This is a genomic window from Acinetobacter sp. ANC 7912, assembly GCF_039862785.1.
Classification (GTDB): Bacteria; Pseudomonadota; Gammaproteobacteria; order Pseudomonadales; family Moraxellaceae; genus Acinetobacter; species Acinetobacter thermotolerans.
Genome location: NZ_CP156795.1, coordinates 21,599 through 34,420 on the forward strand (window position 1 = coordinate 21,599; position 12,822 = coordinate 34,420).

The following is a 12,822-nucleotide window of genomic DNA, read 5'->3' on the forward strand; positions in this document are numbered from 1 at the left end:
TTAAGCGAAAAGGGAGTAAAGCGATGGCAGGAAAGCAGCATTTAAAAAAACTGGCAGAGAAAAGCCAAGGTTCTGCAGCACGGTTGCTGGACCGATTACCGAAAATGGTTCAAGAGAGCATCGTCAGAAGTTTGAATTATCCTTATGACTATCCTGAGCTGGACTCATTTGTAAAATGTCTGATGGCGATTCAGCTGAAACAAGGCAGAACAGGACTGGTGGGGGATGATATTCCGCAATCTCGGATTGAATTTGACCATAACATGCGCCTGTTACAAGCTAAACCCACCAAGATCGCTCAGGTGGAGGACATCCATCTACCCTTGCAAAGTGGAATGACACCTGCGCGTCACTACCATCCGGCACCCAAGAAAAAGTTACCCCTAATTATTTTCTATCATGGTGGTGGTTTTCTAATTGGAAGTCTGGATACGCATGATGAGTATTGTCGTCTGCTGGCCAAGCATGCCCATGCGCAGGTATTAAGTGTAGATTATCCACTAGCGCCGGAACATCATCCATCACATATGGTGCAGGTGTGTGAAGATGCCTTGGCCTGGTCACATCAGCATGCCAAACAGTTGGGTATTTTGAAGAAACGTATCGCGGTGGCAGGGGATAGTGCAGGAGGGAATCTGGCAACCGTTGTGGCGCAGCGCAGTCGAGATAAGGTCTATGCGCCACAGGCACAGTTACTGATCTATCCAGCGTTGGACTTCAAGAGCCGTCATCCTTCTTATTATAGTTATAAGGATGGCCTGGTGTTGACAGATGATGATATCCAGCGTGTGACCTATCATTATGCTGAACGCCATCAGGTTGATTTAGAGGATCCTTTGATTTCACCGATCTATGGAAATCTTAAAAATCTGCCGTCAACTTATCTGATTACGGCCAAACATGATGTACTGCATGATGAAGGGAAGATCTATGCCCATCAGCTGCGCCAGCATGGGGTAAAGCTACATTATGATAATTATGAGGAACAGACCCATGGCTTCATTAATCTGACTGTTATTTCCAAACGTGCGAAAAAGCAGGTGATTGAGATGAGTAAGAAGTTTCGCAAGTTTTGGGACAAACACAGTTAATCAGACTTATATAAAGACAAATATTCTTCAGGGTGTTTCACGTGAAACACCTTTTTATTTTTTATCGATTTTGGCTTCAGGCAGGATCAGGCTGAATTGAGAGACATAAAAGCTTTGCAAGTTTTTGGCTTGGGAGAAGTCGGGGAAGATTCCCTGAGTATTTTGCCATTCGACATGCACGAGCTTGGACAAGTAGCCGCGAAACTGCGGACTGAACTGATAATGTCGGGCATTCCAGCTCTGCTGAATCTTCAGCATCGAAGCAGGAATATGGTGACTATTAATATAGAAAAAACGGGTGGATTTGGATTTCTTCAGCCGGATGGTCATGGTTTGGGATTGATAGGTGATATGACACATCACTTCCTGACCCTGCTGTTGCCATTCAAATTGGGCATATTCTTTGGGAATCCCCCATAACTGTTGTCCATGGATCAGCGATTCTTCGGTAGAGACATAGATTTTAGGAATACTAGAAAGACGCCGCTTACTTATTAAGGGATGATCCATAATCAGCAGTTCATCATATGGGCCGACCGGAGATTCTTGATAACGTACCAGCATGACCTGAACTACACGACCCAATGGGGAAGGAGCAATATGAAAGGCAAAATTTTCACGAATGAACTGGGGCGTGATCCAGTAATTCAAAATAAATCCTTCACCCTGAAGCTGCCAAGGTGGAAACTGATGGACACTTTTTTCCTGCACATGCTGCATGTTCATTCTTATTCTCTTGTATTTGGTCGGTTCAGATAATGCATTTATGGGTATCAAAGATTAATATAGCTTGATTCTCAACCATTACTTCTCAGTAGATGAGTTAAAAAATGTTAAAAAAATCATTATATGCATTCACCCTGACGGCAATGGCATTACCGGCAATGGCTGCCAATACTGTGGTGGAAATGAGTACTTCCATGGGGAACATTGAGATTGAGCTTTATAATGACAAAGCACCGATCTCTGCCAAAAATTTTGAAGACTATGTTAAAGCCAACTTTTATAAAGGCACCATCTTTCACCGGGTAATTCCTGAGTTCATGATTCAAGGTGGCGGCTTTGATGCCAACATGGAAGAAAAAGCCAATAATAAGGCGCCCATCAAAAATGAATCTTACAATGGCTTAAGTAACCAGCGCGGTACACTGGCGATGGCACGTACTAATGATCCAGATTCAGCACGTTCCCAGTTCTTTATTAACCTAGTGAATAATGACTTCCTGAACCGTTCTGCACGTAATGCCGGTTATGCGGTCTTTGGTAAAGTAACCAAAGGTATGGATGTTGTCGATAAAATCGCCAAAGTGCCAACCCGCACCTATGCCATGCATCAGAATGTACCGGTAAAACCCGTCATGATTCATAGTGTGAGTATTAAAACAACAAACCCAACAAAATAAGTCGAAAATAATGCATTAATATTTTATGTTATTTTTATTTTATAATCATGTATTTATGTTAAATATGAAATAAAAATGATCTATATTGGTGCGTAAAAATGATACACTCGTGATTTGTGTCCGTTAAAAGCGCTTGCTTGTGTAAGAAATTGCCCTATAATGCACACATACCGACGCGATACAGCGAAACGAACGAAGCCGATGGCTGAGTTGTTGAGTGTATTGAGTCCAGCTTCTAACACTGACGAGGTGTTAGAAAGATCATTAAGAGATTATGAAGAACAACTTGTGTGGATTTTTACCGGTTGATCGATTGAATATATTTTCATTGATTAATGGTAGAAATTACTCGAAGTTTATTTGAGCGAATTTTTGTCAGTAATTGATGAGCCAGAATTAAGTACTTTGTCTTAACTAAAGTACAAAATGATTTTAACTGAAGAGTTTGATCATGGCTCAGATTGAACGCTGGCGGCAGGCTTAACACATGCAAGTCGAGCGGAGATAGGTAGCTTGCTACCGATTCTTAGCGGCGGACGGGTGAGTAATGCTTAGGAATCTGCCTATTAGTGGGGGACAACGTTTCGAAAGGGACGCTAATACCGCATACGCCCTACGGGGGAAAGCAGGGGATCTTCGGACCTTGCGCTAATAGATGAGCCTAAGTCGGATTAGCTAGTTGGTGGGGTAAAGGCCTACCAAGGCGACGATCTGTAGCGGGTCTGAGAGGATGATCCGCCACACTGGGACTGAGACACGGCCCAGACTCCTACGGGAGGCAGCAGTGGGGAATATTGGACAATGGAGGCAACTCTGATCCAGCCATGCCGCGTGTGTGAAGAAGGCCTTTTGGTTGTAAAGCACTTTAAGCGAGGAGGAGGCTCCCTTGGTTAATACCCAAGGTGAGTGGACGTTACTCGCAGAATAAGCACCGGCTAACTCTGTGCCAGCAGCCGCGGTAATACAGAGGGTGCGAGCGTTAATCGGATTTACTGGGCGTAAAGCGCGCGTAGGCGGCTTTTTAAGTCGGATGTGAAATCCCCGAGCTTAACTTGGGAATTGCATTCGATACTGGGAAGCTAGAGTATGGGAGAGGATGGTAGAATTCCAGGTGTAGCGGTGAAATGCGTAGAGATCTGGAGGAATACCGATGGCGAAGGCAGCCATCTGGCCTAATACTGACGCTGAGGTGCGAAAGCATGGGGAGCAAACAGGATTAGATACCCTGGTAGTCCATGCCGTAAACGATGTCTACTAGCCGTTGGGGCCTTTGAGGCTTTAGTGGCGCAGCTAACGCGATAAGTAGACCGCCTGGGGAGTACGGTCGCAAGACTAAAACTCAAATGAATTGACGGGGGCCCGCACAAGCGGTGGAGCATGTGGTTTAATTCGATGCAACGCGAAGAACCTTACCTGGCCTTGACATACTAAGAACTTTCCAGAGATGGATTGGTGCCTTCGGGAACTTAGATACAGGTGCTGCATGGCTGTCGTCAGCTCGTGTCGTGAGATGTTGGGTTAAGTCCCGCAACGAGCGCAACCCTTTTCCTTACTTGCCAGCATTTCGGATGGGAACTTTAAGGATACTGCCAGTGACAAACTGGAGGAAGGCGGGGACGACGTCAAGTCATCATGGCCCTTACGGCCAGGGCTACACACGTGCTACAATGGTCGGTACAAAGGGTTGCTACTGCGCGAGCAGATGCTAATCTCAAAAAGCCGATCGTAGTCCGGATCGCAGTCTGCAACTCGACTGCGTGAAGTCGGAATCGCTAGTAATCGCGGATCAGAATGCCGCGGTGAATACGTTCCCGGGCCTTGTACACACCGCCCGTCACACCATGGGAGTTTGTTGCACCAGAAGTAGGTAGTCTAACCGTAAGGAGGACGCTTACCACGGTGTGGCCGATGACTGGGGTGAAGTCGTAACAAGGTAGCCGTAGGGGAACCTGCGGCTGGATCACCTCCTTAACGAAAGATTGACGATCGGTAAGAATCCACAACAAGTTGTTCTTCATGACGATGTATCTGAGGGTCTGTAGCTCAGTTGGTTAGAGCACACGCTTGATAAGCGTGGGGTCACAAGTTCAAGTCTTGTCAGACCCACCACTACTGACGAAGCGATTCATACAGAAACGGAAAGATACATTGACTTATTGATAAGCTGGGGACTTAGCTTAGTTGGTAGAGCGCCTGCTTTGCACGCAGGAGGTCAGGAGTTCGACTCTCCTAGTCTCCACCACGTATTCGTTCGAATACGTAATAAGCAAACAGTTTGATAGCTTATAGAGATTAGTGAAATGGAAGCGTATACTACGCACCACTTACTAATCTCTGTGATTTATCACAGTTTCTCGGTCTGACGAAGACGAGAAAAATCATTAACAGAATATATTTGAGTTGAAATAATTTGTTCAATCTCATAAGAGAGCGGAAACGACACAACTTTGGTTGTGAAGTTGAAGTGATTGAATGAGAACTAGCGAAATTAACTGAATCAAGCGTTTTGGTACGTGAATCTAATTGAAGCTGTACGGTGCTTAAGTGCACAGAACAACAAACTGTAAGAGAAGCCAGTTTACTGGTAGATCTTGTTGCTACACTGACTTGTAGGTGTAACGACTGTTTGGGGTTGTATAGTCAAGTAATTAAGTGCATGTGGTGGATGCCTTGGCAGTCAGAGGCGATGAAAGACGTGATAGCCTGCGAAAAGCTTCGGGGAGGCGGCAAATATCCTGTGATCCGGAGATGTCTGAATGGGGAAACCCACCGGCTATAAGGTCGGTATCATAAACTGAATACATAGGTTTATGAGGCGAACGCGGAGAAGTGAAACATCTCAGTACCCGTAGGAAAAGAAATCAATTGAGATTCCCTCAGTAGCGGCGAGCGAACGGGGAACAGCCCATTAAGTCATATCAGTTTTAGTGGAATGCTCTGGGAAGTGCAACCATAGTGGGTGATAGTCCTGTACACGAAAGGGCTGATATGATGATGTCGAGTAGGGCGAGGCACGTGAAACCTTGTCTGAATATGGGGGGACCATCCTCCAAGGCTAAATACTCCTGACTGACCGATAGTGAACCAGTACCGTGAGGGAAAGGCGAAAAGAACCCCTGTGAGGGGAGTGAAATAGATCCTGAAACCGCATGCATACAAGCAGTGGGAGCCACTTCGGTGGTGACTGCGTACCTTTTGTATAATGGGTCAGCGACTTACATTCAGTAGCGAGGTTAACCGTGTAGGGGAGCCGTAGAGAAATCGAGTCTTAATAGGGCGTATAGTTGCTGGGTGTAGACCCGAAACCGGGTGATCTATCCATGAGCAGGTTGAAGGTTGGGTAACACTAACTGGAGGACCGAACCCACTGTCGTTGAAAAGCCAGGGGATGACTTGTGGATAGGGGTGAAAGGCTAATCAAACTCGGTGATAGCTGGTTCTCCCCGAAAGCTATTTAGGTAGCGCCTCGGACGAATACCATTGGGGGTAGAGCACTGTTTCGGCTAGGGGGTCATCCCGACTTACCAAACCGATGCAAACTCCGAATACCAATGAGTACTATCCGGGAGACAGACTGCGGGTGCTAACGTCCGTAGTCAAGAGGAAAACAATCCAGACCGCCAGCTAAGGTCCCAAAATCATAGTTAAGTGGGAAACGATGTGGGAAGGCATAGACAGCTAGGAGGTTGGCTTAGAAGCAGCCACCCTTTAAAGAAAGCGTAATAGCTCACTAGTCGAGTCGGCCTGCGCGGAAGATGTAACGGGGCTAAAACTATGTACCGAAGCTGCGGATTTACGCTTATGCGTAAGTGGTAGGGGAGCGTTCTGTAAGCCAATGAAGGTGTGTTGAGAAGCATGCTGGAGGTATCAGAAGTGCGAATGCTGACGTGAGTAACGACAAAACGGGTGAAAAACCCGTTCGCTGAAAGACCAAGGGTTCCAGTCCAACGTTAATCGGGGCTGGGTGAGTCGACCCCTAAGGCGAGGCCGAGAGGCGTAGTCGATGGGAAATTGGTTAATATTCCAATACTTCAGTGTAATGCGATGAGAGGACGGAGAAGGTTAAGTCAGCCTGGCGTTGGTTGTCCAGGTGGAAGGAAGTAGGCATGCATCTTAGGCAAATCCGGGGTGCTCTATGCTGAGATCTGATAGCAAGCCAGTTTACTGGTGAAGTGGCTGATACCATACTTCCAGGAAAAGTCTCTAAGCTTCAGTTACACTGGAATCGTACCCGAAACCGACACAGGTGGTCAGGTCGAGTAGACCAAAGCGCTTGAGAGAACTCTGCTGAAGGAACTAGGCAAAATGGTACCGTAACTTCGGGAGAAGGTACGCTGTCGATGGTGATAGGACTTGCTCCTTGAGCTGTTGACAGCCTCAGAAACCAGGCCGCTGCAACTGTTTATTAAAAACATAGCACTCTGCAAACACGAAAGTGGACGTATAGGGTGTGATGCCTGCCCGGTGCTGGAAGGTTAATTGATGGGGTTAGCGTAAGCGAAGCTCTTGATCGAAGCCCCAGTAAACGGCGGCCGTAACTATAACGGTCCTAAGGTAGCGAAATTCCTTGTCGGGTAAGTTCCGACCTGCACGAATGGCATAATGATGGCGGCGCTGTCTCCAGCAGAGGCTCAGTGAAATCGAATTCGCCGTGAAGATGCGGTGTACCCGCGGCTAGACGGAAAGACCCCGTGAACCTTTACTGCAGCTTGACACTGAACTTTGATCTTACTTGTGTAGGATAGGTGGGAGGCTTTGAAGTAGCGACGCTAGTTGCTATGGAGCCAATCTTGAAATACCACCCTGGTAATATTGAGGTTCTAACTCTGTCCCGTAATCCGGGACGAGGACCGTGTCTGGTGGGTAGTTTGACTGGGGCGGTCTCCTCCTAAAGAGTAACGGAGGAGTACGAAGGTGCGCTCAGCGTGGTCGGAAATCACGCGTAGAGTATAAAGGCAAAAGCGCGCTTAACTGCGAGACCCACAAGTCGAGCAGGTACGAAAGTAGGTCTTAGTGATCCGGTGGTTCTGTATGGAAGGGCCATCGCTCAACGGATAAAAGGTACTCTGGGGATAACAGGCTGATACCGCCCAAGAGTTCATATCGACGGCGGTGTTTGGCACCTCGATGTCGGCTCATCTCATCCTGGGGCTGAAGCAGGTCCCAAGGGTATGGCTGTTCGCCATTTAAAGAGGTACGCGAGCTGGGTTTAGAACGTCGTGAGACAGTTCGGTCCCTATCTACCGTGGGCGCTGGAAATTTGAGAGGATCTGCTCCTAGTACGAGAGGACCAGAGTGGACGAACCTCTGGTGTACCGGTTGTGACGCCAGTCGCATCGCCGGGTAGCTATGTTCGGAAGGGATAACCGCTGAAAGCATCTAAGCGGGAAGCCTACCTCAAGATTAGATTTCCCTTGGACTTTATGTCCTCTAAAGAGCCGTTCGAGACTAGGACGTTGATAGGTTGGGTGTGGAAGTGCAGTGATGTATGAAGCTGACCAATACTAATTGCTCGTGAGGCTTGACTATACAACGCCCAAGCAGTTGTATACAAAGCAACAATTGATTCATAACTGATCGAAAGATCAGACGAAGCCTTGATTTAGTGAACGCTAAAGAACAGAATACAGCAACTCAGATAGACCTGTTAATGAAACCTATTTGGTAGAAAGCAAGGCAAGCGAAGCAAAAGCAACGCAGATAAGACCAAGCGAGTATCCATCCCAGTTGTGCTGGCGACCATAGCAAGAGTGAACCACCTGATCCCTTCCCGAACTCAGAAGTGAAACCTCTTCGCGCTGATGGTAGTGTGGCGTTTGCCATGTGAGAGTAAGTCATCGCCAGCTCATTATTCCAGACACCCCCAACTAAAGAGTTGGGGGTGTTTTTTTGTGCCTATATTATTTATTTCCCTATTTTTAATATTTCCCTATTTTTAATTTAAACCATTCGGTAAATAACTTATTTTGAAAGAAAAATATTGATTAAAAAATGGACTCAAGGGTCCAGTTTTCTGCACTATTTTGCGACCTTTGTATAGTATTTGATCATATTCAGCCATGCTCAACTATAGTGGTTGCGAAGACATGGCAGCATAGACCTATAAAAATAAGACCAAAGAGAAAAAGTCATGTGTCGCGGTTCAAAACAATGAAATTGAAAACTCACAGGAGGTGAGACGTGACAGTGAATATAGTCAATGTAAATGAGGTCATCGACAAGGCAAAATTTACGCCATTTCACTTTAATATTGTGTTCTGGTGTCTACTGATTATTCTTTTTGATGGCTACGACCTGGCAATTAATGGTGTAGCTTTACCGCTGTTAATGCAGGAATGGTCTTTATCTGCGGTTCAGGCTGGTATGCTGGCCAGTACGGCACTTGCTGGCATGATGTTCGGTGCCATGCTGTTTGGTACGTTGGCAGACAAGATTGGCCGTAAGAAAGTTATCATGATTTGTGTGCTGCTGTTTAGTGGCTTTACCTTTGCGGGTGGCTTTGCTTCAAACCCGACTGAATTCGGTGTATTGCGTTTCCTGGCTGGTTTAGGCATAGGCGGTGTTATGCCAAACCTGGTGGCCTTAACCTCTGAATACGCGCCTGCACGCTTACGTGCGACACTGGTCACCACCATGTTTAGTGGTTATGCCGTAGGTGGTGTGATGGCTGCTTTATTTGGTGCCTGGTTTACGCCTAATTTTGGTTGGGAAATCATGTTCTTTATCGCAGGAGTACCGTTACTGTTATTACCTGTGATCTGGAAATTCCTGCCTGAATCCCTGACCTTTTTGGTAAAAGCACAAAAGCATGAAAATGCGCGTCATATCATGCAGCGTCTGAATGATCAGTTGAACCTTTCAGAACAATCTCAACTAATTCTTAGTGAAGTCAAAGTGACTGAACCCGCATTTGTCAGCAGCCTGTTTAAGCAGGGGCGTGCAGGCAGCACCTTGCTGTTCTGGCTAGCGTTCTTTATGTGTCTATTAACGCTGTATGCATTGGGTAGCTGGTTGCCAAAACTGATGATGGCTGCAGGCTATTCACTCGGTAACAGCTTGATGTTCCTGCTGGCAATGAATATCGGTGCGGTCATCGGTACAGTGGGCGGTGGCATATTGGCGGACAAGTTCCACTTGAAACCGGTGATCATTACCCTGTGTTTGTCAGGTGCGGTCGCGCTTTCTTTACTTGGTTTTAACTCTCCACAGCCAGTCATTTACCTGTTGGTGGCAGTTGCAGGTGCAGCAGCGATTGGTGGCCAGATTCTGCTGTATAGCTATGTTGCGCAATACTATCCATTGACTGTACGTTCGACCGGTATTGGCTGGGCATCGGCAGTAGGGCGTAGTGGTGCGATTGTTGGTCCAATCCTGATTGGTATGCTGCTAGGCATGGAATTACCGCACCAGATTAATTTCATGGCTGTTGGCTTGCCAATCGTGATCGTAGCAATTGCGGTAGCGCTAATTGTGCGTAAAGACCGCGTGGTTGATGCCCATCCGGTGGCTGAAGCGAAGCTCAAAGCGGTTAAAGCCTAGTGACCCATAGGTTCAGTTTTTTATCCCACTGCATTAAAATAGAGCAAACCCCTGCAAATGCAGGGGTTTTTCTATGGAATTTCATACTTTCCAAAAGAAATCAAAGAATTTTTTAATATGGTAAAAATCACATAAAAAAACGTAATTAAAATCTATAAATATATATTCATCAATGTTTTATATAAGGCGGATTCAAGCGGCAAGTGCAACAGTATAAAAACCAGCCATAACTTCACTCGGTGTATACCAACCTAGCGTTTTTCTAGGACGATGGTTGAGTGCAAATTCTATCTGCTCTATTTGTTCGTTTGACACGTCATCAAACGATGATGATTTTGGCAGATATTGACGGATTAAACCATTCGTATTTTCATTTCTAGCTCGCTGAATAGACTTGTAAGGATCAGCAAAATACGTCTCTATCCCGGCATCAGTAATTCTTTTGTGTTCGGAAAATTCTTTACCATTATCAAATGTCACACTATAAGCATGGCTCATTCGTAAACGATCTAACGCACAAGTAATCGTTTGAGAGGATGCTCTCGTTGATCCTAAATGAACAATATGTACATACAGGCTCTTTCGATCAACAAGGGTTAATAAAGCACCTTTATGATGTTTACCAATCACCGTGTCACCTTCGAAATCTCCTAAACGTTGTCGTTGATCAATGACCTGGTCTCGACAGTGAATACTTGTTTTATCAATGATTTGCCCCCTACGATCCGTGTTTTTGTAACCTCGTTTTCGATATTTCTTCTGATGCCTTAAGTGTAGATGGAGTTTACCGCCTTTTGATTTATCTTGATAAATGTACTGGTAAATCCACTCATGTGAAGGTACATCCAGCCAACCGCGTTGTGTTAAAGCACCTGAAATTTGTTCTGGTGACCAGTCCAAGCCAATTAAATAATCAATATAGGCGAAGGCAAATGCTGTCATTGATGAGGAAGGACGGTACCGTCTTTGACTTGCAAATTTAGCTGCCTGTTGAGCCCTATATCCACGTTGCCCAGTATTTCTTTTTAATTCACGGTAGATGGTTGAGCGTGAACGCCCTAACTCCCGAGCAAGGTTAGCGATTGAGCTTTTACTTTTCAAAGTAGCATAAATTTCGTATCTTTCATCTTGAGAAAGTTGGGTGTATTTCTTCATTGTGTGCTTTCCAATTGCGAGTTGAAAAAGTCTAATGATTCTATGAATACACCTAACTTTTTCAACTAACTACAAATGTGTCGCACTTGGGATTTGAATCTGCGTAATTTTAAAAACGTGAAAAAATCACATAATAATACTGCTTTATATAGACCATGGTTGCATAACAAATAGTCTTATTGTAGCGAAAAAACAGCTTCCGTATATTCGCTCGTCCTGACGCTTTTTTCTTGGTGTCGGAATGGATTTATGGACAAGTACTCATGGGAGATGAGAACGATGACAACGGATACTGTAGATGTTAATTCTGTAGTCGATAATGCGAAATTTACGCCTTTTCACTTCAATGTAGTTGCTTGGTGTTTACTCATTATCTTGTTTGATGGCTACGATTTAGCAATCAATGGTGTAACTTTACCATTACTCATGCAGGACTGGGGCTTATCAGCCGTACAAGCGGGAATGCTTGCCAGTACAGCACTTGCTGGCATGATGTTTGGTGCAATGATTTTTGGTTCACTGGCAGACAAAATTGGCCGTAAAAAAGTGATCATGATCTGTATCGTGCTATTCAGTGGCCTGACTTTTGCGGGTGGCTTTGCTTCTAACCCGACTGAATTTGGTATTTTGCGTTTCCTTGCCGGTCTGGGCATTGGTGGTGTAATGCCAAACCTGGTGGCGCTGACCTCTGAATACGCACCGCAAAAAATGCGCAGTACCTTGGTAACCACCATGTTCAGTGGTTATGCCGTGGGTGGTGTGATGGCTGCTTTACTCGGCTCATGGTTTACCTCAGATTTTGGCTGGCAAATCATGTTCTTTATCGCAGGTATTCCTTTATTTTTACTGCCGGTGATCTGGAAGTTCCTGCCTGAATCTCTATCTTTTATTGTGAAAGTGAACAAGCAGGCTGAAGCACGTCGTATCGTTCGTCATCTGGCGCCAAACGTAAAAGTAACCGACAACACAACCTTTACTTTACCTGAAGAAAACGTACCTGAAGCGGCAAACGTGGTAAGCCTGTTCCGTCGCGGACGTGCGGTAAATACGTTACTGTTCTGGGTGGCTTTCTTTACCTGCTTGCTTACTATGTATGCGCTGAGCAGCTGGTTGCCGAAGCTAATGATGGCTGCGGGCTTCTCGATGGACAACAGCCTGATGTTTATGATGGCAATGAACGTGGGTGCTGTAGTGGGTATCGTGGGCGGTGGTATTCTGGCTGACCGTTACCACCTGAAACCGGTATTGATGTTCCTCGGTATTATGGGTGCGATCGTGATGAGCCTGATGGGCTTCCAGTCAAACCAGTTCCTGCTTTACATCCTGGTGTTCCTGGCAGGTGCGGCTTCGATTGGTTCACAAATGTTGCTATACAGCTATGTTGCGCAATATTACCCACTGGCAGTGCGTTCTACGGGTATTGGCTGGTCTTCTGCGATCGGTCGTATGGGTGCGATTGTTGGCCCGATCCTGATTGGTGGCTTACTGGGCATGAACCTGCCTGCACACTTCAACTTTATTGCAGTGGGTTTACCGGTATTGATTACAGCGATTGCGGTTGCGTTGATCATGCATGAAGATGAATCTGAAAAGATTGGTTCAGCAGATACGATTCCTGCAAAAGCTTAAAACTC

6 protein-coding genes, 2 tRNA genes and 3 rRNA genes are annotated in these 12,822 nt (G+C 45.8%); 9 read left to right on the forward strand and 2 right to left on the reverse strand.

What is annotated here, in order from left to right; translation table 11 throughout:
• Positions 1-23 precede the first annotated feature (23 nt).
• Complete coding sequence (locus tag ABEF84_RS00095) at positions 24-1,091, forward strand: alpha/beta hydrolase (RefSeq protein ID WP_034581799.1); 1,068 nt, start codon at positions 24-26, stop codon at positions 1,089-1,091.
• 54 nt (positions 1,092-1,145) lie between these two features.
• Here ABEF84_RS00095 and ABEF84_RS00100 read toward each other — a convergent pair whose 3' ends face one another.
• Positions 1,146-1,811, reverse strand: coding sequence for an acetoacetate decarboxylase family protein (locus ABEF84_RS00100; RefSeq protein ID WP_171077634.1), 666 nt, complete (start codon positions 1,809-1,811; stop codon positions 1,146-1,148).
• Positions 1,812-1,921: 110 nt separating this feature from the next.
• On the opposite strand from ABEF84_RS00100, the gene ABEF84_RS00105 reads away from it, so the two are divergent.
• The 7 genes from ABEF84_RS00105 to ABEF84_RS00135 all read left to right on the forward strand — a co-directional run bounded on the left by ABEF84_RS00105 (position 1,922) and on the right by ABEF84_RS00135 (position 10,033).
• On the forward strand, positions 1,922-2,494 hold the full coding sequence (locus tag ABEF84_RS00105; protein WP_034584904.1) for a peptidylprolyl isomerase: 573 nt from the start codon (positions 1,922-1,924) through the stop codon (positions 2,492-2,494).
• Between the two features lie 433 nt (positions 2,495-2,927).
• A 16S ribosomal RNA gene (locus ABEF84_RS00110) occupies positions 2,928-4,465 on the forward strand.
• A gap of 61 nt (positions 4,466-4,526) precedes the next feature.
• Positions 4,527-4,603: transfer RNA gene (locus ABEF84_RS00115), tRNA-Ile, on the forward strand.
• A 57-nt stretch (positions 4,604-4,660) separates the two neighbouring features.
• A tRNA-Ala gene (locus tag ABEF84_RS00120) sits at positions 4,661-4,736 on the forward strand.
• A gap of 396 nt (positions 4,737-5,132) precedes the next feature.
• Positions 5,133-8,023 (forward strand): 23S ribosomal RNA (locus ABEF84_RS00125).
• Between the two features lie 202 nt (positions 8,024-8,225).
• Positions 8,226-8,340 (forward strand): 5S ribosomal RNA (rrf, locus tag ABEF84_RS00130).
• Together the 16S, 23S and 5S rRNA genes with 2 tRNA genes alongside form the textbook arrangement of a ribosomal RNA operon.
• Positions 8,341-8,674: 334 nt before the next feature.
• Complete coding sequence (locus ABEF84_RS00135; RefSeq protein WP_034583927.1) at positions 8,675-10,033, forward strand: MFS transporter; 1,359 nt, start codon at positions 8,675-8,677, stop codon at positions 10,031-10,033.
• Between the two features lie 192 nt (positions 10,034-10,225).
• Here ABEF84_RS00135 and ABEF84_RS00140 read toward each other — a convergent pair whose 3' ends face one another.
• The gene (locus tag ABEF84_RS00140; protein WP_075174500.1) at positions 10,226-11,188 is read right to left on the reverse strand and encodes an IS30-like element IS18 family transposase; all 963 of its coding nucleotides are present in this window, start codon (positions 11,186-11,188) and stop codon (positions 10,226-10,228) included.
• 279 nt (positions 11,189-11,467) lie between these two features.
• On the opposite strand from ABEF84_RS00140, the gene ABEF84_RS00145 reads away from it, so the two are divergent.
• The gene (locus ABEF84_RS00145; RefSeq protein WP_347454609.1) at positions 11,468-12,817 is read left to right on the forward strand and encodes an aromatic acid/H+ symport family MFS transporter; all 1,350 of its coding nucleotides are present in this window, start codon (positions 11,468-11,470) and stop codon (positions 12,815-12,817) included.
• The last annotated feature ends 5 nt before the right edge of the window (positions 12,818-12,822 follow it).